The following is a 24,250-nucleotide window of genomic DNA, read 5'->3' on the forward strand; positions in this document are numbered from 1 at the left end:
TACAACCAGCGAATCTTACAACTTAGGACCCGCCGCCTTGATCGCATCGCTGACTTCAAACTTCTTGAAGTTTTCGATGAACAGGCCAGCCAGCGCCTTCGCCGCTTCGTCGTAGGCAGCCTTGTCAGCCCAGGTGTTGCGTGGGTTCAACAGGCCGGTTTCAACGCCCGGTACGGCCAATGGCACGTCGAGGTTGATGGTGTTCAGGTGTTCGGTTTGCGCACCGATCAACGCGCCGCTCTGGATCGCTGCAATCACGCCGCGAGTGGTCGGGATGTTGAAGCGTTTACCAACGCCGTAGCCGCCGCCGGTCCAGCCGGTGTTGACCAGGTAGACCTTGGAGCCGAAACCACGGATACGCTTGATCAAAAGCTCTGCGTATTCGCCAGCCGGACGTGGGAAGAACGGCGCGCCGAAGCAGGTGGAGAAGGTCGACTTGATGCCGCTGCCCGAACCCATTTCGGTCGAACCCACCAAAGCGGTGTAGCCGGACAGGAAGTGGTAGGCCGCTTGTTCTTCGCTGAGGATCGACACAGGCGGCAGTACGCCGGTCAGGTCGCAGGTCAGGAAGATCACCGCGTTTGGCTCGCCGCCCAGGTTCTTCTCGGAACGCTTGGCAACGTGCTCCAGCGGGTAGGCGGCACGGCTGTTCTGAGTCAGGCTGACGTCGGCGTAGTCGGCGTGCTTGGCCTCGTCGATCACGACGTTTTCCAGCACCGCGCCATGCTTGATGGCTTTCCAGATAACCGGCTCGTTCTTCTCGGACAGGTCGATGCACTTGGCATAGCAACCGCCTTCGATGTTGAATACCACGCCTTCGCCCCAGCCGTGCTCGTCGTCACCGATCAGGTAACGGCTTTCGTCGGCCGACAGGGTGGTCTTGCCAGTGCCGGACAGGCCGAAGAACAGGGTCACGTCGCCTGCTTCGCCAATGTTGGCGGCGCAGTGCATTGGCAGCACGTCGGCAGCCGGCAACAGGAAGTTCTGCACCGAGAACATGGCTTTTTTCATTTCACCGGCGTAACGCATGCCGGCAATCAGTACTTTTTTCTGGGCGAAGTTGAGGATCACGCAACCGTCGGAGTTGGTGCCGTCACGCTCTGGCACGCACTCGAAGTTGGCCACGTTGAGCACTTGCCACTCTTCACGACCGGCCGGGTTGTACTGGGCCGGGTTGATGAACAGGCAACGACCGAACAGGTTCTGCCAGGCAGTCTGGGTGGTCATTTTCACGGCCAGGTAGTGGTCTTCTGCAGCCCCTACGTGAACATGGGAAACGAAATGCTCTTGCGCGTTGTTGAAGGCCTCGACGCGAGCCCACAGGGCATCGAACTTGTCGGCCGGGAACTTGCGGTTGATCGGGCCCCAGGCAATGGCGTCCTGGGTGGACGGCTCTTCAACGATGAAACGGTCAACCGGCGAACGACCGGTGCGGTGACCGGTTTCTACGACCAGCGCGCCAGTATCGGCAAGCACGCCTTCACCGCGCTGCAGGGCTTCTTTGACCAGATCGTCAACACTCAGATCGGTGTATACGGCGTTATTGGCTTGCGTCATGAGGTTCCCCGTCGGCCTATGGCCGAGTGCTCCAAACGTTTTGTAGTAGAAAGTTGCGCACTACTACCGCGAAAAAAGTGGGCCGGATTATGCCAGAAAAGCCCAAAAAGAGTAGGGCCCTCCCGTCAGAACACCTCTAATCCGGCGTTTGTCAGGTGATTTACCTGTGCTTAAACGTTTTAGTGGCGGGTGTCGGAAGGGGTGTCGCTGCCTGCGCCAGCGAACAATTGCGCTACATCAGCCGCATCGAACAGGTAGCGCTGGTTGCAGAACTGGCAGTCGATCTCGATATGGCCGCCATGTTCCACCACCAGGTTTTGCGCATCCTCCAGGCCAAGGCTGACCAGCGCGTTGCCGGAACGCTCGCGCGAGCAACTGCAATTGAAGCGCAGGCCTTGTGCGTCGAACAGGCGCACGGCCTCTTCGTGGTAGAGGCGATGCAGGATGGTTTCGTTGTCCAGGCCCAGCAGTTCTTCGGCCTTCAAGGTGTCGGCCAGGGCGATGATATGCCGCCAGCTTTCGGCACGGTCGTCCTCATCCTTGATGCGATCGGCCGGCAGTTGTTGCACTAGCAAACCGCGAGCGCGCTTGCCGTCGGCGTTAAGCCAGAACTTGGTGCCCACTTGCTGGGACATGACGAAGTAGTTGGTGAAGCATTCCGACAGGGTTTGGCCGTCGAGGTCGACAATACCCTGGTAGCGCTGGCCTTCGGTTGGGTCGACAGTCAGTGCCAGGACGCCGTTGGGCATCAGGTCGGCCAGGGTAGCGTCTGCAGCAATCTGCTCAGCGTCATAACGAGCCAGGCCACGGATCTCGCGCTCGCTCGAGCACTCGATCATCAACATGGGCACTGGCCCTTCGGAACGCGCCTGCAAGATCAGCAAGCCGTCGAACTTCATGGTGCCCACCAGCAGCGCCGCGGCAGCCATCAACTCGCCGAGCAATTGCGCGACCGGCTCCGGATAGGCGTGTTTGGCAAGGACTTCGGCATAGCTGAGCTCCAACGAAACCATCTCGCCGCGGGCATCGCTCTCATCGAAGATGAAGCGTTGGGTGAAGTCGGTATCCGGTAGATCAGTCATAGGTCTGGGTATCTGAAGTGATGACAAAATGATTACAAGGTTTATAAAATTAAACGCTTTAGCACCATCTTGGTGCGACTTCTCCTGAATTCAAGGAGCACAATAGAGCGATGAGGGACAGTTTATGAACAATCCGGGTTTGTTCCAAGCCAACTGGAACCTCCGGCGATGGGCTCTTTGCAATCTACTCGCTATAGGGCTGCTGTGTTTTTGGCTGTGGCCCACGGGCCAGATGCTCTGTGTAATTTTCGACGAGTGGCTGTTTCATCTGCTCAATGGCCCATTGGCCACGAATTCGACCTGGCTGCATGTATGGGCCGTGGCGAGCCTGCGACCGTTTGATGCAGTGGTCGGCGTGATTTTGCTGGCGCTGCTGATTCGCGGCGACTGGGTGTTCAAGGCCGTGCAGGTGCGCCGGGCGTTTTTTGGCTTCCTTGGCATCCTGCTGCTGTTGCTGTTTATCCGCATGCTGTTCTCCAAACTCGCGGCGCACATGGGCTGGCAGCACAGTAGCCCGTCGATGGTCATCAGCGGCGCGATTCAAATGAGCGACTTTTTCCCAGGGCTGGAGAAAACCTGGGAGCTGAAGGACCGCTCGAGCCAGAGCTTCCCCGGCGACCATGCTTCGGTGCTGTTGATCTGGGCGATGTTCATGAGCGTGTTCGCCCGGCGCATCGGCCAGGTGCTGGTGATTTGGGGCCTTGCGCTGCTGTTCATGATGCCGAGGCTGGTCGCCGGCGCGCACTGGGGCCAGGACGATTACATCGGTGGCGTACTGCTGGCGCTGTTGGCGTTGGGCTGGGGGTATTACACACCGTTTGCGGCGAAGGTGTCGGGCGCCTTGTTGCGGATGACGGCGCCACTTTTCAGGCTACTGAGCAAGTTGCCCGTTATTGGGCGGTTGAGTGTCATGCGCACAACTGCGTAACTCCCACATTTTGTCGGGTTTGCATAGGCGACTCGTGCAATCAATCGTCATTGCCGCTGTCGCGAAACTTGAACAGATCGCGGCGCTGCTTCTTGCTCGGCTTGCCATCGGTGGTCAAGCCTGAAGCCCCCGCCTTGCGCATGGCCGCAGCGTTCTCACGCTTGGCAATGCTGGCTTCGGTTTCCGCATACAGCGCCTGCGCTTCAGGCGCGCCGCGGCGTACGATGGAAAGTGCCTGCACCACGATGGTTTTTTCATCAAAACCTGTACGAATCTGAAACTCGTCACCGACGCGCGGCTCCTTGCCCGGTTTGCAGCGCTCGCCGCGATGATGCACCTTGCCGCTCTCTATAGCCGCCTTGGCCAGGGCGCGGGTCTTATAGAACCGCGCTGCCCATAACCACTTGTCCAACCGGACCTTTTCTTGCTCTTCCTGCTTTTGAGCCACTTGAATTCCTCGCTCTGAAAAATGTCGCAACTTTACCGTTGAAACCCTTCGACGCATAAACCCCCAGGCTCACCTAAGATACGCCAGGCACCGAGAAATTTGTTGCATCGGCTGTTTACCCAAGCTTGAGAGATATCTGTCGCCATTTGCCGAAGATTCTGCGTGAATACCGCGAAATTGGCGCCGACCCTCAACGAAGGTTTGGGATTGTCACAATCCATGCGCAGTGGGACGTTACTGTCCTCGACGACTACGAAACATTTCTGAACTGCCGGTTACCCATATTGAAGACATTTGACCATTTGACCGTTGTCGGTCTGCGTGAGTGGGTGGCACTTCCCGACTTGGGAGTGGCGGGCCTGCGCGCGAAGATCGACACCGGCGCCAGCACCTCAAGCCTGCACGCCACCGATATCGAGCCCTTTGAGCGCGACGGTGAAAAGTGGGTGCGTTTTACCGCGCACCTGGGCAGCGTGGTGCAATTGCGTCACCGGCGCTGTGAAGCGCCCCTGGTGACGATGAAAACCATCAAGAGCTCCAACGGCCATGCACAGGTGCGCTACGTGATCAGCACCACCCTGGCCCTGGGTGATCGGGTATGGCGGGTAGAGTTCACCCTCGCCTGTCGCAAAGCCATGCGTTACCGCCTGCTGCTGGGCTCCAAGGCGCTGATTGACGGCCAGTTGGTGGTCAATCCGGGCCTCAAGTACGTTCAAGACAAGCCGGTGTTCCCGGTCTCCACTATTTCTGCCCCAGGTGCTGCATGAAGATTGCTGTGCTGTCGCGAAACCCGCGTCTGTATTCCACCCGCCGCCTGGTCGAGGCCGGCACTGAACGTGGCCATGAAATGGTGGTGATCGACACGTTGCGCGCCTATATGAACATCGCCAGCCACAAGCCGCAGATCCATTACCGGGGCAAACCCCTGGAAGGCTTTGATGCGGTGATCCCGCGTATCGGCGCTTCGGTGACGTTCTATGGCTGCGCGGTATTGCGACAGTTTGAAATGATGGGGGTGTTTCCGCTGAATGAATCCGTGGCCATTGCGCGCTCGCGGGACAAGCTGCGCTCCCTGCAATTGCTGTCGCGCCGGGGCATCGGCCTGCCGGTCACCGGCTTTGCCCATTCCCCGGATGATATTCCCGACCTGATCGAGATGGTCAACGGCGCACCGCTGGTGATCAAGGTGCTCGAAGGCACCCAGGGCATTGGCGTGGTGTTGTGTGAAACAGCGACGGCGGCGGAATCGGTGATTGAGGCGTTCATGGGCCTCAAGCAGAACATCATGGTGCAGGAATACATCAAGGAAGCTGGCGGCGCGGACATTCGCTGCTTCGTGGTGGGCGACAAGGTGATTGCGGCCATGAAGCGCCAGGCCAAGCCCGGTGAGTTCCGCTCCAACCTGCACCGTGGCGGCAGCGCCAGCCTGATCAAGATCACCCCGGAAGAACGCATGACCGCGCTACGGGCGGCCAAGGTGATGGGGCTGAGCGTGGCGGGGGTGGACATCCTGCGTTCCAACCACGGCCCGCTGGTGATGGAAGTAAACTCATCGCCAGGCCTGGAAGGGATCGAGACCACCACCGGTAAGGATGTGGCGGGGATCATCATTCAGCATCTGGAGAAGAACGGTGGCCCGAATATGACTCGGACCAAGGGCAAGGGCTGAATACCCACATCTACCACCCGCCACAAACCACTGTGGGAGTCTGGCTTGCCTGCGATAGCGGTGGCTCAGTCAACAACGATGTTGAATGTGCCGCCCTCCTCGCAGCATAGGGATCTACACAAATCTGTAGCGCTCAACGGTAACCACGATGCGAAGCGAGCCGCTCTTGATCTTGATCTGCTTTTGATCTCAGGCGCCCCGTTAAACCACGCTGGCGGATTACGGGCACACCGAGCCTAAGCGAGGTGCCGAGTGGTGGGGCAAGAGCCCTTTTGGTTACTTTTGGCTGGGCCGGCATTCCGGGCTCTTTTCCAAAAGTGACCCGCTGTCAGAGCGGAACCCTAAGTGGCCGTTACCGCAGCAAGGGATATGTACACAATCCAGCTGTGTTGACTGTCAGGCCCTCTTCGCAGGCAAGCCAGCTCCCACAGTTGCATTCATATTACTTGTTAGACAGCGTCTCTAGGCAGCATCAACCCCAACGGCAGCCGCACTCGTGCTTCCAACCCACCGCCTTCCCGGTTGCGCAACTCAACATTGCCGCCATGCATCGACGCAATCCGCCGCACAATCGCCAACCCCAATCCGGTGCCCTTGCCACCTCGGGCTCGGTCGCCACGGGTGAAGGGGTTGAAGATACCTTCCAGTTCCGCCGGATCGATGCCAGTGCCACGGTCCATCACGCTCAGCACCACATAAGGTGCGGCACTGTCGCCGGAGACGTACGCGGCCACTTCCACATCGGAACCGGCATGGTGCAAGGCGTTGCCAATCAAGTTGTTCAGCAGGCGCTTCATCGACACCCGGCGTAAGGCGAACGGCTGGATCGGCTCCAGGCGCGTGCGCACCTGTTCACCGTTCTGGTTATAGGGCGCAACCACCTCACGCACGAGGTCGGTGAGGTCGACCTCCTCAACCACTTCATCCCGCCCGTCGCGGATGAACGCCAGGAACTGGTCCAGGATGGCGTCCATGTCTTCGATGTCGCGCACCATGTCATCGGTGAGGTCGGTATGGTCACCCATCAGCTCCAGGGACAAACGCAATCGCGTCAGCGGCGTACGCAAATCATGGGACACGCCCGCCAGCATCAACTCGCGCTCGCGCCCAGCTTGTTCGACGTCTTCCGCCATCTGGTTGAACGCGCCGTACACCTCGGTCATCTCACTAGGGGTGTCGCTGACCGGCAGGCGCACACTGCGCCCCTGGCCCAGTTGGCGAGCGGCAAACACTAGGCGTTTGAGGGGTTGGTTGAGCTGGCGGACGAAAATCCACGCAGACGCCGTTGAGAGCAAGCCAATGGCCAGGAACCAACCCAACACGTTCCAGATTTTTTGCCCGCGCAGCGGGTGCGGATAAAGCGGAACCTTGATCCACGCATCCCCCAGGCTGGGCGCTCGCACCCACAACGCAGGCGAAACATGCATACGCAGGCGCACTTCGGTGTCGGCGCCCAATTCGGCCTGCATCTGGCGCTGGTAAATTTCGCTGTAAGGCCAATGTTGTTCGCCTTCAGGCACACCGGCGCCGTCAACCCGAGTCAGGGTCGATGCCTTGGCTACCTTTTCGCGGTTCTCAGGGTCTACCGCCCAATAACCACGCAACGTCAGGGCGACGCCATGGCTGTACTGCCGGTCTACCAGCACGTCTTCGTTCATCAGCAGATAAACCAGCGTAAGTGCCTTGGAAAACAGAACGACAATAAGCACCAGCCAGAGGGTGCGGGAGAAGAAACTTTGTGGGAACCACAGCGGGGTTTTCATAGATGAAAGCTGCACACCTTGCAGGAACGAGCGGTGCTCGCAGAATTGCAGACGCCGGGCATCCCGTCGACCTTCATGGGGTCAAACGCCAGGATACCCGCCCCTGCAAATCATCGGTCACTTGGTTGCGGTGCCATCCGGCACAAACACATAACCCACACCCCACACGGTCTGGATATACCGCGGCTTGGAAGGGTCTGGCTCGATCATCCGTCGCAGTCGGGAAATCTGTACGTCAATGGAGCGCTCCAGGGCGTCCCATTCCCGGCCACGGGCCAGGTTCATCAGCTTGTCACGGGTCAGTGGCTGGCGAGCGTTCATCACCAAGGCCTTGAGCACTGCGAATTCACCGGTGGTGAGCATGTGCACTTCTTCACCACGCTTGAGCTCACGGGTGGCCAGCGACAGTTCGTAGTCGCCAAAGGTGACGCTTTCGTCTTCGCTGCCCGGTGCGCCCGGTACCGCCGGTGCCTGGCGACGCAACACGGCCTTGACCCGCGCCATCAGCTCATCGGGGTTGAACGGTTTGGCCAGGTAGTCATCAGCACCCAGTTCCAGGCCTTTGATACGGCTCAGTTCATCGCCCTTGGCAGTGAGCATGATGATCGGGATCTGGTTGTTCGCACCGCGCAGGCGCTTGCACGCGGTGAGGCCGTCTTCGCCGGGCAGCATCAGGTCGAGTACGACCAGGTTGAAGACTTCCCGCCCTAACAGGCGATCCATCTGCTCGGTGTTCGGCACCGCGCGGGCACGATAGCCCTTGGAGTTGAAAAAACGCTCCAGCAGGCTGCTCAGCCCCGGATCGTCATCAACGATGAGAATTTTTTCGCCTTCAGCAGTTTGTGCGGTGCTGCTCATTGGATGCTCCTCTTATCTCGGCGCGCATTATGGCGTAGCTGCCGTTATACGCACCGTGTGCATTGTTAGCAGATTTTTCATCTACTGCCAGCGAACCCGCGCCCTACAACCTGCGGCGCAGTAGCCCCCAAGGGCAGAACGCTGGTTATAATGCGGCGCCTGCGTGCAGGGCAACGTCAGATCGTTACCGTTTACTGCCGGGCTTTTTTTACCCGCTTGTCGTGAATTTTTCGATTTCGAGGGTCAATAGCCAGCCTCTTGACCCAGGCAGCGGCGCCAGTCGGGCCGCTCAACCAGCCTCGCCGTGCCTTGTTTAACGGGCCGGCGCGCTGATTTTAAGAATTTCAGGTGGTTTTATGGACAGCATCAACAGCCGCATCGCCGAGGAACTCGGCGTACGCCCACAACAGGTCGAAGCGGCCGTCGCTCTACTGGATGAAGGCTCCACGGTGCCTTTCATCGCCCGTTACCGAAAAGAAGTGACCGGCAGCCTCGACGACACCCAACTGCGGCACCTGGAAGAGCGCCTGCGCTACCTGCGAGAACTCGACGAGCGGCGTATCAGCATCCTCGCCAGCATCGAGGAACAGGGCAAGTTGACCCCGCAACTGGAACGCGACATCAAACTCGCCGACACCAAGACCCGCCTCGAAGATCTTTACCTGCCGTACAAACAGAAACGTCGTACAAAGGGCCAGATCGCCCTGGAAGCCGGCCTGGGTGATTTGGCCGATGGCCTGTTCAACGACCCGTCGCTGACGCCAGAAACTGAAGCCGCGCGCTTTATCGATGCTGAAAAAGGCGTCGCCGACGTCAAGGCCGCCCTCGAAGGCGCCAAATACATCCTGATGGAGCGCTTCGCCGAAAACGCCAGCCTCCTGGAAAAACTGCGTACCTACCTCAAGCAGGAAGCCATCCTCAGCGCCCGCGTCATCGCCGGCAAAGAGGAAGAAGGCGCCAAGTTCCGCGACTATTTCGAACACGACGAGCCGCTCAAAAGCATGCCGTCCCACCGCGCTCTGGCGATTTTCCGCGGCCGCAACGAAGGCATTCTCAGCTCCGCGTTGAAAGTCGGTGACGAGCTGCCGGGCACCATGCACCCGTGCGAAGGCATGATCGGTCAACAATTCGGCATCCAGAACCAGAACCGCCCGGCAGACAAGTGGCTTGGCGAAGTGGTGCGCTGGACCTGGAAGGTCAAGCTCTACACCCACCTGGAAACCGACCTGCTCGGCGAGCTGCGCGACGGCGCCGAAACCGAGGCGATCAACGTGTTCGCCCACAACCTGCACGACCTGTTGTTGGCCGCACCGGCCGGCCCGCGTGCCACCCTGGGCCTCGACCCGGGCCTGCGTACCGGTTGCAAAGTCGCGGTGGTCGATGCCACCGGCAAGCTGCTGGACCACGCCACCGTGTACCCGCACGTACCGCACAACAAGTGGGACCAGACCCTGGCGATCCTGGCCGCCCTGTGCGCCAAGCACGCGGTGGACCTGATCGCCATCGGCAACGGCACCGCCAGCCGCGAAACCGACAAGCTGGCCGCCGAGCTGATCAAAAAATATCCAGCCATGAAGATGACCAAGGTCATGGTCTCCGAAGCAGGCGCTTCGGTGTACTCGGCGTCGGAGCTGGCCTCCAAGGAATTTCCGGACCTCGACGTGTCAATCCGTGGCGCGGTGTCCATCGCCCGTCGCCTGCAAGACCCGCTGGCCGAACTGGTGAAGATCGACCCTAAATCCATCGGCGTCGGCCAGTACCAGCACGACGTGTCGCAGCTCAAACTGGCACGCGGCCTGGATGCGGTGGTGGAAGACTGCGTAAACGCCGTGGGCGTGGATGTGAATACCGCGTCCGTGGCCCTGCTGGCGCGGATCTCCGGCCTCAACGCCACCCTGGCGCAGAACATCGTCAGTCACCGCGACGAAAACGGCGCGTTCAAAACCCGCGCCGCGCTGAAGAAGGTCGCACGCCTGGGTGAAAAAACCTTTGAACAGGCTGCTGGTTTCCTACGCGTAATGAACGGCGACAACCCGCTGGACGCCTCTGCGGTTCACCCGGAAGCCTACCCGTTGGTGCAACGCATTGCCGCCGAGACCGACCGCGATATCCGTTCGTTGATCGGAGATGCCGCGTTCCTCAAGCGCCTGGACCCGAAGAAGTACACCGACGAAACCTTCGGTGTGCCGACCATCACCGATATCCTGCAAGAACTGGAGAAACCGGGTCGCGACCCGCGCCCGGAGTTCAAGACCGCCGAGTTCCAGGACGGTGTCGAAGACCTCAAGGACCTGCAACCGGGCATGATCCTCGAAGGCGTGGTGACCAACGTGACCAACTTCGGCGCATTCGTGGACATCGGCGTGCATCAGGACGGTTTGGTGCATATCTCTGCGCTTTCGGAGAAGTTCATCAAGGACCCACGTGAAGCGGTGAAAGCTGGTGACGTGGTTAAGGTCAAGGTCATGGAAGTGGACATCCCGCGCAAACGCGTGGGCCTGTCGATGCGCATGAGCGACACCCCCGGCGAGAAAATCGACGGTGCCCGTGGTGCTCGCCCCGGTTCGGCGCCGCGCCAGTCGCAGAACAACGCGCCGCGCAAGGAAACCGCCACCGCCGCGCCAAGCAACAACGCCATGGCATCGCTGTTCGCCAACGCTAAACAGCTGAAGAAGCGCTGATGGAGATTCCGGCCGGTTTGACCCAGAGCGCATTCAGCGAACTGATCGGCTGCCGCCTGCAACGCCTGGACGAGGGCGTTGCCGAGGTGGCCCTGACCCTGGAGCCGCACCTGCGCAACCGCGCGGGCAAGCTCCATGGCGGGGCGATTTTCAGCCTGGTGGATATAACCATGGGCCTGGCCTGTTCCAGCGCCCATGGTTTCGACCAGCAGAGCGCTACCATCGAATGCAAGATCAACTATATCCGCGCTGTAGAAAACGGTGATGTGCTGTGCACCAGCCGGGTGATCCACACCGGTCGCCGCACCCTGGTGGTCGAGGCCGACGTGTACCAAGGCGAAAGACTTGTCGCAAAAGCACAGGGCACGTTCGCTGTCCTATAGCTCCCCACCCCCGATTTGAGTTAATTTCGGCGCTGCGATAACAGCGTCGGAATTTTCTCGCTGCGCTGTAGCCCAATTCATGGAGTGAAGTCGGCAAATTCAGAGCGGGTCAAATCGACTCAAAACCAGGCGATCACGCCAGTTTCAACTTCACCCTTGTAGACCGTCCTGCCCACCCCCATATTGGGGCGACTGACGCGTGAAGGAATCCAACTTGAGCGAACTTCTCAACCGCCGCCTGGCCCTGCTCGGCAAGCGCGAACACCTCTCCCTGCTAGAGCAATGCTTGCACGGCATCGAGCGCGAATGCCTGCGTGTCACCAACGAAGGTCGCCTGGCGCAAACGCCGCACCCCGAAGCCTTGGGCGCCGCGCTGACCAATGAACAGATCACCACCGACTACTCGGAATCGCTGCTGGAGTTCATCACCCCAGCCCTGCCGAACCCGGCCGATACCCTGAGCAGCCTGGACAAGATCCATCGCTTTGCCTACTCCAAGCTGGGCAGCGAATACCTGTGGAGCCCCTCGATGCCGTGCCCGTTGCCGGCCGAGGAAGATATTCCGATTGCCTACTACGGCACCTCCAATATCGGTCAGCTCAAGTACGTGTACCGCAAGGGCTTGGCCCTGCGTTACGGCAAGACCATGCAGTGCATTGCAGGCATCCACTACAACTTTTCCCTGCCGGAGCAGCTGTGGCCGTTGCTCAAGGAGACAGAAGGATTTGTCGGCACCGACCGTGACTATCAGTCCACGGCCTACATCGCACTGATCCGTAATTTCCGTCGCTACAGCTGGCTGTTGATGTACCTGTTCGGTGCCTCGCCAGCCCTGGACGCCGGCTTTCTGCGCGGGCGCTCGCATCAGCTTGAAGTCCTCGACGCCGACACCCTGTACCTGCCCTACGCCACCAGCCTGCGCATGAGCGACCTGGGTTACCAGAGCAACGCCCAGGCCGGCCTGACGCCGTGCTACAACGACTTGGCCAGCTACACCGACAGCCTGCGCGAAGCGGTGGCAACACCCTACGCGCCGTACGTTGAAGTCGGCACGCACAAGGATGGCGAGTGGGTGCAACTCAATACCAACATCCTGCAGATCGAAAACGAGTACTACTCCAACATCCGCCCCAAGCGCGTGACCTACACCGGCGAGCGGCCGATCCAGGCGCTGATGGCCCGTGGTATTCAGTACATCGAAGTGCGCTGCCTGGACATCAACCCGTTCCTGCCGATGGGTATCGACCTGCCGGAATCACGGTTCCTCGACGCGTTCCTGCTGTACTGCGCACTGAACGACAGCCCTCTGTTCGCCAACAACGAATGCGGCAACGCCACTTCCAACTTCCTCAGCGTGGTCAAGGAAGGCCGCCGTCCGGGCCTGCAATTGCAGCGTGACGGCCAGCCGGTAGACATGAAGGAATGGGCCGCCGAGTTGCTGGAGAAGATTGCCCCGCTGGCCGCCCTGCTCGATCAGAGCCACGGCATCACCGAACACAGCGAGGCACTGGACGCCCAGTTGGCCAAGGTCAAGGACCCGTCCCTGACACCGTCGGCCCAGGTGTTGGCGGCCATGGCGGAGCGCAAGGAAAGTTTTGCGCAGTTCTCCCTGCATCAAAGCGAAGTGCATGCCGAGTACTTCCGCAAAGAGCCTTTGGCGCCTGAGGAACAAGCGCACTTTGAAGAACTGGCCCGTGCCTCGCTGGCGCAGCAGGCGGAGCTGGAACAGAACGAAGTGGGCGATTTCGATGTGTTTGTCGGCTCGTACCAGGCAAGCATCCTCGCCATCAGCAACTAACCTGTAGGAGCGAGCTTGCTCGCGAAAAACTCACGGCCCCGCATTCATCCAGACTGAACGCGTCACCGTTATCGTTTTTCGCGAGCAAGCTCGCTCCTACAAGTTTTAAGCTAATTCGAAAAAGTTATTTATTTTCGAATTCTTAGATCAATTAGTCTCCTCTCACGCCGACCCTCGGCCGCCTGATTGAGGAGCTTCCCCTTGAAACTGCTGACCCCTCTGCGCCTTTTGGCCGCATTGTCCCTGGCCGGTGCCAGCCTGTTTGCCCAGGCGGCGGATGTGACCATTGCGTATCAGACCACCGTAGACCCGGCCAAAGTCGCCCAAGCCGACGGCGCCTATGAAAAAGCCACCAACGCCAAGATCGACTGGCGCAAATTCGACAATGGCGCCGACATCATCGCCGCCATCGCGTCCGGCGACGTGCAGATTGGCTACCTGGGTTCCAGCCCGCTGACCGCCGCAATCACCCGCAAAGTCCCGGTGCAAACCTTCCTCGTCGCCACCCAGATCGGCGGCGCCGAAGCCCTGGTGGCGCGTAACGGCTCGGGCATCAACAGCCCGCAAGACCTGATCGGCAAAAAGATCGCCGTGCCCTTCGTTTCCACCGGCCACTACAGCCTGCTCGCCGCGCTGAAACACTGGAACATCGACCCGGCCAAAGTCACCATCCTCAACCTCGCCCCGCCGGCCATTATCGCCGCCTGGAAGCGCGGTGATATCGACGCCACCTATGTCTGGGACCCAGCCCTGGGCGTGGCCAAGGAAACCGGCAAGGTGCTGATCACCTCCGGGGAACTGGCCAAGTTCGGCGCGCCGACGTTCGATGCCTGGATCGTGCGCAAGGATTTCGCCGAGAAGCACCCGGAGATCGTCACTGCCTTCGCCAAGGTCACACTGGATGCCTACGCCGCCTACCGCAAAGACCCACAAGCCTGGCTCGCCGATGCCGGCAACGTCGGCAAACTGGTGAAACTCTCCGGCGCCAAGGCCAGCGATATCCCGTTACTGCTGCAAGGCAATGTTTACCCGTTGGCCGCTGACCAGGTAACGCTACTGGGCGCACCGACCACCAAGGCCGTCACCGACACCGCTGCGTTCCTTAAGGAACAAGGCAAGGTCGAGGCCGTGCTGCCCGACTACGCCCCTTACGTCAGCGCCAAGTTCATTACCCACTGACCCAGGAGTTCACTGCGATGGCCTTGCTACAACTGGAGCGCATCAGCGCACAGTACCCAGGCGCCCCGGAACCGGTACTGTCCGATATTTCACTGGAGCTTGGGCCCCAGCAATTGCTGGTTGCCCTGGGCCCGTCCGGCAGTGGCAAGACTTCGCTGTTGAACCTGATTGCCGGTTTCGTCGAACCCTCTGCCGGGCGCATCACCCTTGATGGTGTGCCGGTCAAAGGCCCCAGCGCCGAACGCGGCGTGGTGTTCCAGGACGATGCCCTGCTGCCCTGGCAGGACGTGTTGGCCAATGTGGCTTTCGGCCTGGAACTGGCCGGCGTACCCAAGGCGCAGCGCGATGTGCGTGCCCGTGAAATGCTCGCACTGGTGGACCTGGCCGGTTTCGACAGCCGCCGCATCTGGCAACTCTCCGGTGGCCAGAAGCAACGCGTCGGCCTGGCGCGTGCGCTGGCGGCCGACCCGCGTGTACTGCTGATGGACGAACCCTTCGGCGCCCTGGATGCCTTCACCCGCGAACAGATGCAGGAGCTGCTGCTGCAAGTGTGGCGGCGCACGGCCAAGCCGGTGTTCCTGATTACCCACGACATCGAAGAGGCGGTGTTTCTCGCTACCGACCTGATCTTGCTGGCGCCCAACCCCGGCCAGATTGTTGAACGGTTGCAACTGGACTTCGGCCAGCGGTATGCCGCCGGTGAGTCGGCCCGCGCCATCAAATCCGACCCACGCTTTATCGAAACCCGCGAACACGTGCTGGGCAAAGTGTTCTCCCAACGCCAGGTGTACGCATGAGCAGCTACGAACTTCCCGCCACGGCCACCCCGCCCGCGACACATGCCGTGATCCCGCTGCGCCGTCGCCTGAGCACGCGCTGGATCAGCCTGCTGACCCTGGTGGCTTTGCTCGCCCTCTGGTGGGCCGTCACCGCCACTGGGTTGATCGAGCCCCTGTTCCTGCCACCACCGTCGGCCGTATTGCAAAAAGGCTGGCTGCTGGCGACCACCGGTTATATGGACTCCACCTTGTGGCAGCACCTGGGCGCGAGCCTCAGCCGCATCGGCCTGGGCCTGGGCTTTGCGGTACTGACCGCCGTACCGGTGGGGATCGCTATCGGTGCCAACCGCATCGCCCGTGGCATTCTCGATCCGCTGATCGAGTTTTACCGGCCAATTCCGCCCCTGGCCTACCTGCCGCTGATCGTGATCTGGTGCGGCATTGGCGAGCTGTCCAAGGTGTTGCTGATCTACCTCGCTATCTTCGCCCCGATTGCCATCGCCACCGCCACGGGCGTGCGCACCGTCGACCCGACCAAATTGCGCGCGGCGCAGTCATTGGGCGCCACCCGCGCGCAACTGATTCGCCATGTGATCCTGCCAAGCGCCCTGCCCGATATCCTCACCGGTGTGCGTATCGGCCTGGGCGTGGGCTGGTCGACCCTGGTGGCGGCCGAGTTGATTGCCGCCACCAGCGGCCTGGGCTTCATGGTGCAGTCGGCGGCGCAATTCCTGGTCACCGATGTGGTGGTGCTGGGGATTCTGGTCATCGCCCTGATCGCCTTCGCCATGGAAATGGGCCTGCGCGCCCTGCAGCGTAAATTAGTGCCCTGGCATGGCCAGGCACATTGAGTGAAGAACACCACAATGAGCAGCCTGACCGTTACCCCATTAAGCACCGCCCTGGGTGCCCAGATCAGTGGCGTCGATATCACCCAGCCGCTGAACCCTGAACAGCGCGAGTCCATTGAACAGGCGTTGCTCGACTATTCGGTGCTGTTCTTCCGTGACCAGCCGATCACCCCTGCGCAACAGGCACGGTTCGCGGCAAACTTTGGCGACCTGCACATCCATCCGATCTACCCCAACGTGCCGGAACAGCCCGAAGTGCTGATCCTCGACACCGCCGTCACGGATGTGCGGGATAATGCGGTGTGGCATACCGACGTGACCTTCCTGCCCACACCGGCCCTGGGCGCGGTGCTCAGCGCCAAACTGTTGCCGGCGTTCGGCGGCGATACCTTGTGGGCCAGTGGGATTGCGGCGTATGAGGCGTTGTCCGAGCCGTTAAAGCGCTTGCTCGATGGCCTCACCGCCACACATGACTTTACCAAGTCGTTCCCGCTGGAGCGCTTTGGCAACACCGCCGAAGACCTTGCGCGCTGGGAGGCAACCCGCAAGAAAAACCCGCCGCTATCGCACCCAGTGGTGCGCACGCATCCGGTAAGTGGACGTAAATCGCTGTTCGTCAGCGACGGCTTCACTACTCGAATCAATGAACTGGAACCGGCCGAAAGCGAGGCGATTCTCAAGCTCCTGTTCGCCCACGCCACCCGCCCGGAATTCACCATCCGCTGGCGCTGGCAGGAGAATGACGTGGCGTTCTGGGATAACCGCGTTACCCAGCATTACGCCGTGGATGACTACCGCCCGCAACGGCGGGTGATGCACCGGGCGACGATTCTTGGGGACATCCCGTTTTAGAATCCAGCGAAGATCGACTGTGGGCAAGCCCTAATGCCAGCCAGTTAAGGCTTTTTTGTAGGAGCGAGCTTGCTCGCGAAAAACTCAAAGGCGCCGCGTTCATTCAGCAAGCACGCGTTATCGTTGACGTTTTCGCGAGCAAGCTCGCTCCTACATTTACCGAGTGCGGCAGGTTATTCGGCGGTGGAAGGCTTTTCCCACAGGTTAATCCCGCCTTCCTGCGCGAACCGATCAATCTCCGCCAGCTCTTGCGCACTGAAGCTTAAATTCTTCAACGCCCCGACGTTCTCGATAATCTGCTCCGGCCGGCTTGCGCCGATCAGCGCACTGGTTACCCGTGGGTCACGTAATGTCCACGCCAGCGCCAACTGGGCCAGGCTCTGGCCACGGCGCTTGGCGATTTCATTCAGGCCACGTACATGGGCGATGTTGGCTTCGGACAGGTGCTGGGCCTGCAACGAGCCACCACCCGGACGGTTCACCCGCGCATCGGCCGGTACGCCGTTGAGGTATTTATCGGTCAACAAGCCCTGGGCCAACGGCGTGAAGGCGATCACCCCGGCGCCGAGTTCTTCGGTGGTGTCCAGCAGGTCTTTTTCTACCCAACGGTTGAGCAGGTTATAGGCCGGCTGGTGGATCAACAGCGGCACTTTCCATTCGCTGAGCAAGGCTGCGATTTCGCGGGTTTTTACCCCGGAGTATGACGAGATACCGATGTACAACGCCTTGCCTTGCTGCACAGCGGTAGCCAGGGCGCTGGCGGTCTCTTCCAGGGGCGTGTCGGGGTCGAAGCGGTGGGAATAGAAGATATCCACATAGTCGACGCCCAGGCGTTGCAGGCTCTGGTCCAAGCTCGCCAATACGTATTTACGCGAACCGCCACCCTGGCCGTAAGGGCCTGGCCACATGTCCCAACCGGCTTTGCTGGAGATGATCAGTTCGTCGCGATAGTGCTTGAAGTCTTCGCGCAGCAACCGACCGAAATTGATCTCGGCGCTGCCGTAGGGCGGGCCGTAGTTGTTGGCCAGGTCAAAGTGGTTGATGCCCAGGTCGAATGCCGTGCGCAGCAACGCGCGCTGGGTGTCGATCGGGGTGCTGTCGCCAAAGTTGTGCCACAACCCCAGGGAGAGTGCTGGCAGCACCAATCCACTGCGGCCTACGCGGCGATAGGGAATAGATTCATAGCGGTTTTCGGCAGCAATGTACGTCATCGAATCCTCTCTTGATCTAGGGCAAATAAGGCCCGGGAATAGGCATATTCCCGGGCCTTTTAAGCAGCTGAATCGCTTAAGTCTGCCTCTTCCTTTTACAGCAAAGACCTACTTGAGAGGAACGCTATCAGCGCACCAGGTGTAGAAACTGCAGGTGTCGCTCGTACTGGTCGAGGATGTCATTGATGATCTGCTCCTTGGTGTAGCCCACCAGGTCATAGTCCTGGCTGCCCTCACTCAGGTGCACTTCGGCCCGATAGTAGCGGCGGTTGTTGATCTCTTTCTTGCCGATGCCGCCCAGGGCGAACGACGGTGTGAAGTAACCGCGCATCTGCACCTGGTAGATGAACGGGCGTTCTTCGCCATGGCCGATCTCGAGGCTGACGCTGTCGTTGGACGGGTCCGGTTGGGTCACCACCGTAAGGCCCTTCTCGACAAACACTGCGGTCACTTCTTCAATTGCCGGGCGCACCGTGGTGTCGAGGAAACGGTACACCTCATCGCGGGATGGGAAATGCACCGCCTGGCTCAAACGCTGGCGCCAGCCGCCTCGGCCTTTGCGCGAAGCGGAGATCGGCGCCAGGGAATGCAACTGCGCGATCTGCTTTTGCGACTCCAGGTAGAACGCTTTATGCAGCCCCCACATCATCAGCAGCAGGATCAGCGAGAACGGCAGCGAGGTCAGTACCACCGCAGACTTGAGCGAGTCGATACTGCCGGCGAACAGCAACGCACTGGTGACCAGGGCGGTCATCGCACCCCAGAACACACGCAGCCACTTCGGCCCGTCTTCATCCGCGTTGCCGCCTTTGGACGACAGGGTGGAGAGCACCACCGTGCCGGAGTCCGCCGAGGTCACGAAGAATACAAAGCTGATGAACACCGTGACCGCGATCACGGTCTTGCTCCACGGGTAGGTTTCCAGCAGCAGGTAGAGGCTCATCGATGGGTCATCGATCGCCGACTGGCCCAGTGCAGCCATGCCATGGTTGAGCACCTGGTCGATGGCGCTGTTACCGAAGATCGACATCCACGCCAGGGTAAAGCCCAGCGGAATCAGCAGCACGCCAAACACGAATTCGCGGATGGTGCGGCCACGGGAAATACGCGCGATAAACAGGCCTACGAACGGCGACCATGCGATCCACCAGGCCCAGTAGAACACCGTCCAGCCGCCCAGCCAGTCGCTGGGTTTGTTGTAGGCGTACACATCAAAACTCTTGGTGGGCAGCGCCCCCAGATAGTCACCGATGTTCTGGATCAAGGTGTTGAGCAGGTGCTGGGTAGGCCCGGCGAACAATACGAACAGCAGCAGCGCACAGGCCAGCAGCATGTTGATGTCGGACATCACCCGTACGCCTTTGTCGACGCCGGCCACGGCTACGATGATCGCCGCGCCCATCATCAGGGTGATCAGGCCCACCTGGATCCACTGGGTATGGGCAATGCCAAACAGGTAGTCCAGGCCGGAGTTGAGGTGCAACACGCCAAAGCCCATGTCGGCGCCCAGGCCGAACACCGTGGCAATGATGCCGAAGCCATCCACGGCGTAACCGATAGGGCCATTGATGCGCTTGCCGATCAGCGGGTACAGCGCCGAGCGCAACGCCAGCGGCAGGTTATGCCGATAGGCGAAATACGCCAGGGCCATGCCGACAAACGCGAACACGCCCCAGCCATGCAGGCCCCAGTGCAGGAACAACACCTGCATGGCCTGGCGCGCCGCATCGGCGTTCATTGCTTCGCCCTGGGGCGGCTGCACCAAGTGCGTCAGCGGCTCCGAGACGCAAAAGAAAAACAGCGTGATGCTGATCCCGGCGGCGAACAACATGCCGGCCCAGGACAGGTAACTGAACTCGGGCTCGTCGTGGTCGGCACCGAGTTTTATCTTGCCGTAGCCCGATAGCGCGGTGACCACCACGAAGACCAGATACAGGGTCATCGCCAGCATGTAGTACCAGCCGACAGTGTTGGCCGCCCAGTTTTGCGCCGCCAGCAGCCAGGCACCGGCCTGTTGCGGGATAGCGATGACCGTGATGCCAAACAGCAGGATGACGGTGGCGGCAAAGTAGAAAACGGGCGCATTCATGCGCACCAGGCCGCTGGATGAGGTAGACGATGCACTCATGAACGGTGCACCCCAAGGTTGCGGGATATGGCTGTAAAAAACGGACTCAGCAAAGGTAAGCCTCCTGTTGTGAGCGGGCAGCGAACCACCGGTTTAACTTGAACGAACGTTCAAGTTAAACATGAATAGGCGGTCTGGGACTAATCGCAGGGCTGAGTGGTAGGTGTTTCCTACACTAGCTCAGGGATTGGTATGACGCGTGGAGGAGACGAATCGTTCAGCAACCCGACGGTGAAATACATACGAAATGTGGGAGCTGGCTTGCCTGCGATAGCGCTGGGTCAGCCACCCATCTGTTGACTGATACACCGCTATCGCAGGCAAGCCAGCTCCCACACTGACCGGCGTTTGACTCAGGTATTACTTCTGCGCCCCATCATCATGCTGCAAGTTCGCCTGGGTGATATTCGCCCCGGCCGGCACGCTGCGGGTCAGCCACACATTGCCGCCGATGGTCGAACCCTGGCCAATGGTGATCCGCCCCAGGATCGTCGCCCCGGCGTAAATCACCACGTCATCTTCAACAATGGGGTGACGCGGGTGGCCTTTCTGCAATTGCCCATCCTCATCCGCCGGGAAGCGTTTGGCCCCCAGCGTCACGGCCTGGTAGATGCGCACCCGCTCGCCGATGATCGCGGTCTCGCCAATCACCACGCCTGTGCCGTGGTCGATAAAGAAGCTCGGGCCGATCTGCGCGCCGGGGTGGATATCAATGCCGGTGGCCGAGTGGGCGATTTCCGCACTGATCCGCGCCAGCAGCGGCAGACCGGCGCGGTACAGGTGGTGGGCCAGGCGATGGTGGATCACCGCCAGGATGCCCGGGTAGCACAGCAGCACCTCATCCACACTGCGTGCGGCCGGGTCGCCGTGGTAGGCGGCCAGTACGTCGGTGTCCAGCAGGCTGCGAAGGGAGGGCAGCGCCAGGGCAAAATCCTGGATTAGGCGAATGGCCTGGGCGTTGACTTGACTGTCATCCTCACCGCCCTGGCGCGCGGCATAGCGCAGCTCCAGGCGCGCCTGGGCGAGCAAGGCGTTGAGCGCGACGTCAAGGGTATGGCCCACGTAGAAGTCTTCGCTTTCTTCGCGCAGGTCCGCCGGGCCCAGGCGCATCGGAAACAGGGCGCCGCACAACGCCTCAAGTATCTGCGCCACCGCCTCGCGGGACGGTAACTCGCGGCCACCATGCTCGCCACTCAAGCGCCCGTTGCGCGTTCGCCACTGGTCGCGGGCGCCGCGCAGTTGGCTGACGATGGTCTGCAATTGCCAATGACTGGAACGCTCACTCACGGTATTCACTCCTGACGAAATGGCCATCACTTTACGGTATGCACACGGGCAGCTCTTAAGAACCAATGGTGCGAGCCTAAGAACCTTTCGTCATAAGCGATTGACGGTTGCCCGATGAAAAGTGCCTGCCTATAGTCCCCCCATCACTCAGCCACCGTGCGTAACCATGATCAAACAACAGCTCGACCGTTTTGACCGCCTGGATCTACTGGGCAATGCCACCGCCCTGGAAAAACTCGAGCGGCTGTCGGCCTGGCTGGGCAGGGATATCTACGTCAAACGCGATGACACCACGCCTCTGGCCATGGGCGGCAACAAGCTGCGCAAACTTGAATACCTGGCTGCCGACGCGCTTGCCCAGGGCGCCGATACCTTGGTCACCGCCGGCGCGATCCAGTCCAACCATGTGCGCCAGACCGCCGCGCTGGCCGCCAAGCTCGGCCTGGGCTGTGTGGCCCTGCTGGAAAACCCTACCGGCACCGACGACCCCAACTACCTGGGCAACGGCAATCGCCTGCTGCTGGAGCTGTTCGACGCCAAAGTGGAACTGGTGGAAAACCTCGACAACGTCGACGACCAACTCAACGCCCTCGCCGACCGCCTGCGCAGCAACGGCAAGAAACCGTACCTGGTGCCTATCGGCGGCTCAAATGCCCTCGGCGCGTTGGGTTACGTGCGCGCCGGGCTGGAGTTGGCCGCGCAGATTGAAGACAGCGGCATTGAATTCGCCGCCGTGGTGCTTGCCTCTGGCAGCGCCGGCACCCACAGCGGCCTGGCCCTGGCCTTGAGCGAAGCATTGCCGCAGTTGCCGGTGATCGGCATCACGGTGTCGCGCACCGAACAAGCACAATTGCCCAAGGTGCAGGGCCTGGCCGAACGCACCGCCGAGTTGCTCGGGGTGGCTATTCCAGAAGCGTTCAAGGTGACCCTGTGGGACGAATATTTCGGCCCCCGTTACGGCGAGCCAAACGCTGGCACCCTCTCGGCGATCAAACTTTTGGCCAGCCAGGAAGGTCTGTTGCTGGACCCGGTGTATACCGGCAAGGCCATGGCCGGTTTGCTGGACGGCATCGGGCGCCAGCGCTTTGAAGAGGGGCCGATTATTTTCCTGCATACCGGTGGGGCACCGGCATTGTTTGCTTATGACTCAGTATTCAACTGACTGAATAGGTCAATATTCAAAAATAGAATATGAAATTGCTTTTTTATTATTTTCAAGACTTAAAAACCCACCTTATCATCGCGCCGAAGGCGAAGACGCGCTTCGCACTTTAGGGCAGGATACGACTACCGCGTCACCTGCTTCGCTCACCATAAAAACACAGGGGCTCTCCATGACTATTTCTGCATTTCGTCGCACGCTGTTGGTTGGCACTTTGGGCCTGGCGCTTGGCGCTGGCTGGCTGGGCCAGGCGGTTGCCGGCGAGCAGTTGAACACCATCAAGAAGGCCGGCGAGATCAAGATCGGCCTGGAAGGCACCTACCCACCGTTCAGCTTTGTCGATGAAAGCGGCAAGCTCAGCGGTTTCGAAGTGGAACTGTCCGAAGCGCTGGCCAAGGAGCTGGGCGTCAAGGTCAAGCTGCAAGCCACCCCTTGGGACGGCATCCTTGCCGCGCTGGAATCCAAGCGCCTGGACGCTGTGGTCAACCAGGTAACCATCTCCGATGAGCGCAAGAAAAAGTACGACTTCTCCAAGCCTTACACCGTGTCCGGCATCCAGGCGCTGGTGCTGAAAAAGAACGTCGACTCGATCAAGAAAGCCGACGACCTGGCCGGCAAGAAAGTCGGTGTAGGCCTGGGCACCAACTACGAACAATGGCTCAAGGACAACCAACCAAAAGCCATTATCAAGACCTACAACGACGACCCGACCAAGTTCCAGGACCTGCGCATCGGCCGTATCGACGCCATCCTGATCGACCGCCTGGCCGCCCTGGAATACGCCAAGAAAGCCCCCGACACCGCCGCTGCCGGCGACGCCTTTTCCCGTCAGGAATCCGGTATCGCCCTGCGCAAAGGCGAGCCCGAATTGCTCGACGCGGTCAACAAGGCTCTGGATAAACTGCGCGCCGACGGCACCTTGAAGACGCTGTCCGAGAAGTACTTCAACGCTGACGTTACGCAATAATGGAAGCAGGTTTCCAACTCGCGCTGGACTCCGCGCCCTTTCTGCTCAAGGGCGCGTACTACACGGTAATTCTCAGCCTGGGCGGGATGTTTTTCGGCCTGCTGCTGGGCTTCGGCCTGGCCTTGATGCGCCTGTCGCGCTTCAAGCTCTTGAGCTGGACGGCCCGGGTCTACGTGTCGTTTTTTCGCGGCACGCCGTTGCTGGTGCAGCTGTTCCTGATCTACTACGGCTTGCCGCAAGTGGGCATCGAGCTGGACCCGATCCCGGCGGCCATGATCGGCTTTTCGCTGAACATGGCTGCCTATGCCTGTGAAATCCTGCGGGCCGCCATCGCCTCCATCGAGCGTGGCCAGTGGGAAGCCGCTGCCAGTATCGGTATGACCCGTGCGCAAACGTTGCGCCGGGCCATCCTGCCGCAGGCGATGCGCACGGCGTTGCCGCCCTTGGGCAACAGCTTTATTTCATTGGTCAAGGACACGGCGCTGGCCGCCACCATCCAAGTGCCCGAGCTGTTCCGCCAGGCCCAACTGGTGTCGGCGCGTACCTTCGAAATTTTCACCATGTATCTGTCCGCGGCCCTGATCTACTGGATCCTGGCGAGCATCCTGGCGCATCTGCAAAATCGTCTGGAAGACCGGGTCAACCGGCATGACCTGGAGTCTTGAAG

At 60.4% G+C, this 24,250-nt stretch carries 21 protein-coding genes; 13 read left to right on the top strand and 8 right to left on the bottom strand.

The window, feature by feature from the left end; translation table 11 throughout:
- Positions 1-15 precede the first annotated feature (15 nt).
- Both DK871_RS05300 and hslO read right to left on the bottom strand, forming a co-directional pair.
- Positions 16-1,557 carry a phosphoenolpyruvate carboxykinase gene (locus DK871_RS05300; protein ID WP_056782617.1) on the bottom strand — a complete coding sequence of 514 codons (1,542 nt, stop codon included), beginning with the start codon at positions 1,555-1,557 and terminating at the stop codon, positions 16-18.
- Between the two features lie 179 nt (positions 1,558-1,736).
- On the bottom strand, positions 1,737-2,639 hold the full coding sequence (hslO, locus tag DK871_RS05305; RefSeq protein WP_003187686.1) for an Hsp33 family molecular chaperone HslO: 903 nt from the start codon (positions 2,637-2,639) through the stop codon (positions 1,737-1,739).
- A 124-nt stretch (positions 2,640-2,763) separates the two neighbouring features.
- On the opposite strand from hslO, the gene DK871_RS05310 reads away from it, so the two are divergent.
- On the top strand, positions 2,764-3,567 hold the full coding sequence (locus DK871_RS05310; protein WP_161904236.1) for a phosphatase PAP2 family protein: 804 nt from the start codon (positions 2,764-2,766) through the stop codon (positions 3,565-3,567).
- 40 nt (positions 3,568-3,607) lie between these two features.
- Here the strand turns inward: DK871_RS05310 and DK871_RS05315 are convergent, their stop codons facing one another.
- Positions 3,608-4,015 carry an RNA-binding S4 domain-containing protein gene (locus tag DK871_RS05315; protein WP_161904237.1) on the bottom strand — a complete coding sequence of 136 codons (408 nt, stop codon included), beginning with the start codon at positions 4,013-4,015 and terminating at the stop codon, positions 3,608-3,610.
- A gap of 317 nt (positions 4,016-4,332) precedes the next feature.
- Here DK871_RS05315 and DK871_RS05320 point away from each other — a divergent pair, with 317 nt between their 5' ends.
- Both DK871_RS05320 and rimK read left to right on the top strand, forming a co-directional pair.
- On the top strand, positions 4,333-4,782 hold the full coding sequence (locus DK871_RS05320; RefSeq protein WP_169856571.1) for an ATP-dependent zinc protease: 450 nt from the start codon (positions 4,333-4,335) through the stop codon (positions 4,780-4,782).
- Positions 4,779-5,684 carry a 30S ribosomal protein S6--L-glutamate ligase gene (gene rimK / locus DK871_RS05325; RefSeq protein WP_003187674.1) on the top strand — a complete coding sequence of 302 codons (906 nt, stop codon included), beginning with the start codon at positions 4,779-4,781 and terminating at the stop codon, positions 5,682-5,684. Before DK871_RS05320 ends, rimK begins: the two co-directional genes overlap by 4 nt.
- Positions 5,685-6,133: 449 nt before the next feature.
- Here the strand turns inward: rimK and DK871_RS05330 are convergent, their stop codons facing one another.
- Together DK871_RS05330 and ompR are read right to left on the bottom strand one after the other, a co-directional pair.
- The gene (locus DK871_RS05330; RefSeq protein WP_003187671.1) at positions 6,134-7,447 is read right to left on the bottom strand and encodes an ATP-binding protein; all 1,314 of its coding nucleotides are present in this window, start codon (positions 7,445-7,447) and stop codon (positions 6,134-6,136) included.
- Between the two features lie 117 nt (positions 7,448-7,564).
- A complete protein-coding gene (gene ompR, locus DK871_RS05335; protein ID WP_003187669.1) occupies positions 7,565-8,305 on the bottom strand; it encodes a two-component system response regulator OmpR in 741 nt (246 codons plus the stop codon).
- A 356-nt stretch (positions 8,306-8,661) separates the two neighbouring features.
- Between ompR and DK871_RS05340 the strand changes: the two genes are divergently transcribed.
- The 7 genes from DK871_RS05340 (at position 8,662) to tauD (ending at position 16,828) form a co-directional block, all read left to right on the top strand.
- Positions 8,662-10,986, top strand: coding sequence for a Tex family protein (locus tag DK871_RS05340; protein WP_014716472.1), 2,325 nt, complete (start codon positions 8,662-8,664; stop codon positions 10,984-10,986).
- The gene (locus DK871_RS05345; RefSeq protein ID WP_161904238.1) at positions 10,986-11,369 is read left to right on the top strand and encodes a PaaI family thioesterase; all 384 of its coding nucleotides are present in this window, start codon (positions 10,986-10,988) and stop codon (positions 11,367-11,369) included. Before DK871_RS05340 ends, DK871_RS05345 begins: the two co-directional genes overlap by 1 nt.
- A gap of 214 nt (positions 11,370-11,583) precedes the next feature.
- The gene (gene gshA, locus DK871_RS05350) at positions 11,584-13,167 is read left to right on the top strand and encodes a glutamate--cysteine ligase (protein ID WP_161904239.1); all 1,584 of its coding nucleotides are present in this window, start codon (positions 11,584-11,586) and stop codon (positions 13,165-13,167) included.
- 201 nt (positions 13,168-13,368) lie between these two features.
- Positions 13,369-14,346: a taurine ABC transporter substrate-binding protein gene (gene tauA / locus DK871_RS05355; protein ID WP_161904240.1), complete on the top strand. Its 978-nt coding sequence runs from the start codon at positions 13,369-13,371 to the stop codon at positions 14,344-14,346.
- Positions 14,347-14,363: 17 nt separating this feature from the next.
- Positions 14,364-15,143 carry a taurine ABC transporter ATP-binding subunit gene (gene tauB, locus DK871_RS05360; protein ID WP_003187659.1) on the top strand — a complete coding sequence of 260 codons (780 nt, stop codon included), beginning with the start codon at positions 14,364-14,366 and terminating at the stop codon, positions 15,141-15,143.
- A complete protein-coding gene (gene tauC / locus DK871_RS05365; RefSeq protein WP_161904241.1) occupies positions 15,140-15,976 on the top strand; it encodes a taurine ABC transporter permease TauC in 837 nt (278 codons plus the stop codon). The genes tauB and tauC overlap by 4 nt, the downstream gene beginning before the upstream one ends.
- A 15-nt stretch (positions 15,977-15,991) precedes the next feature.
- On the top strand, positions 15,992-16,828 hold the full coding sequence (tauD, locus tag DK871_RS05370) for a taurine dioxygenase (RefSeq protein WP_161904265.1): 837 nt from the start codon (positions 15,992-15,994) through the stop codon (positions 16,826-16,828).
- Between the two features lie 173 nt (positions 16,829-17,001).
- Here the strand turns inward: tauD and mgrA are convergent, their stop codons facing one another.
- The 3 genes from mgrA to epsC form a co-directional block, all read right to left on the bottom strand.
- Entirely contained in the window at positions 17,002-18,039 is a 1,038-nt protein-coding gene (mgrA, locus tag DK871_RS05375; RefSeq protein ID WP_161904242.1) for an L-glyceraldehyde 3-phosphate reductase, read from the bottom strand.
- 127 nt (positions 18,040-18,166) lie between these two features.
- The gene (gene betT, locus DK871_RS05380; protein WP_178116025.1) at positions 18,167-20,128 is read right to left on the bottom strand and encodes a choline transporter BetT; all 1,962 of its coding nucleotides are present in this window, start codon (positions 20,126-20,128) and stop codon (positions 18,167-18,169) included.
- Between the two features lie 399 nt (positions 20,129-20,527).
- Positions 20,528-21,454, bottom strand: coding sequence for a serine O-acetyltransferase EpsC (gene epsC, locus DK871_RS05385; protein ID WP_161904244.1), 927 nt, complete (start codon positions 21,452-21,454; stop codon positions 20,528-20,530).
- Positions 21,455-21,620: 166 nt separating this feature from the next.
- Here epsC and DK871_RS05390 point away from each other — a divergent pair, with 166 nt between their 5' ends.
- The 3 genes from DK871_RS05390 (at position 21,621) to tcyL (ending at position 24,248) form a co-directional block, all read left to right on the top strand.
- Entirely contained in the window at positions 21,621-22,616 is a 996-nt protein-coding gene (locus DK871_RS05390) for a D-cysteine desulfhydrase (RefSeq protein WP_161904245.1), read from the top strand.
- Positions 22,617-22,788: 172 nt separating this feature from the next.
- Positions 22,789-23,583: a cystine ABC transporter substrate-binding protein gene (tcyJ, locus tag DK871_RS05395; RefSeq protein ID WP_161904246.1), complete on the top strand. Its 795-nt coding sequence runs from the start codon at positions 22,789-22,791 to the stop codon at positions 23,581-23,583.
- Entirely contained in the window at positions 23,583-24,248 is a 666-nt protein-coding gene (gene tcyL, locus DK871_RS05400) for a cystine ABC transporter permease (protein WP_003187646.1), read from the top strand. The genes tcyJ and tcyL overlap by 1 nt, the downstream gene beginning before the upstream one ends.
- The last annotated feature ends 2 nt before the right edge of the window (positions 24,249-24,250 follow it).

This window comes from Pseudomonas sp. L13 (assembly GCF_009935965.1).
Taxonomy (GTDB): Bacteria; Pseudomonadota; Gammaproteobacteria; order Pseudomonadales; family Pseudomonadaceae; genus Aquipseudomonas; species Aquipseudomonas lactis.

What these genes read in the sequence shown, in the direction of transcription:
- rimK (WP_003187674.1), top strand. Translation starts at nt 4,779, where the DNA reads ATGAAGATTGCTGTGCTGTCGCGAAACCCGCGTCTGTATTCCACCCGC.
- DK871_RS05300 (WP_056782617.1), bottom strand. Translation starts at nt 1,557, where the DNA reads ATGACGCAAGCCAATAACGCCGTATACACCGATCTGAGTGTTGACGAT.
- DK871_RS05345 (WP_161904238.1), top strand. Translation starts at nt 10,986, where the DNA reads ATGGAGATTCCGGCCGGTTTGACCCAGAGCGCATTCAGCGAACTGATC.
- ompR (WP_003187669.1), bottom strand. Translation starts at nt 8,305, where the DNA reads ATGAGCAGCACCGCACAAACTGCTGAAGGCGAAAAAATTCTCATCGTT.
- DK871_RS05390 (WP_161904245.1), top strand. Translation starts at nt 21,621, where the DNA reads ATGATCAAACAACAGCTCGACCGTTTTGACCGCCTGGATCTACTGGGC.
- tauB (WP_003187659.1), top strand. Translation starts at nt 14,364, where the DNA reads ATGGCCTTGCTACAACTGGAGCGCATCAGCGCACAGTACCCAGGCGCC.
- DK871_RS05330 (WP_003187671.1), bottom strand. Translation starts at nt 7,447, where the DNA reads ATGAAAACCCCGCTGTGGTTCCCACAAAGTTTCTTCTCCCGCACCCTC.
- tcyL (WP_003187646.1), top strand. Translation starts at nt 23,583, where the DNA reads ATGGAAGCAGGTTTCCAACTCGCGCTGGACTCCGCGCCCTTTCTGCTC.
- betT (WP_178116025.1), bottom strand. Translation starts at nt 20,128, where the DNA reads ATGAATGCGCCCGTTTTCTACTTTGCCGCCACCGTCATCCTGCTGTTT.
- tauD (WP_161904265.1), top strand. Translation starts at nt 15,992, where the DNA reads ATGAGCAGCCTGACCGTTACCCCATTAAGCACCGCCCTGGGTGCCCAG.
- tcyJ (WP_161904246.1), top strand. Translation starts at nt 22,789, where the DNA reads ATGACTATTTCTGCATTTCGTCGCACGCTGTTGGTTGGCACTTTGGGC.
- DK871_RS05340 (WP_014716472.1), top strand. Translation starts at nt 8,662, where the DNA reads ATGGACAGCATCAACAGCCGCATCGCCGAGGAACTCGGCGTACGCCCA.
- DK871_RS05310 (WP_161904236.1), top strand. Translation starts at nt 2,764, where the DNA reads ATGAACAATCCGGGTTTGTTCCAAGCCAACTGGAACCTCCGGCGATGG.
- tauC (WP_161904241.1), top strand. Translation starts at nt 15,140, where the DNA reads ATGAGCAGCTACGAACTTCCCGCCACGGCCACCCCGCCCGCGACACAT.
- mgrA (WP_161904242.1), bottom strand. Translation starts at nt 18,039, where the DNA reads ATGACGTACATTGCTGCCGAAAACCGCTATGAATCTATTCCCTATCGC.
- hslO (WP_003187686.1), bottom strand. Translation starts at nt 2,639, where the DNA reads ATGACTGATCTACCGGATACCGACTTCACCCAACGCTTCATCTTCGAT.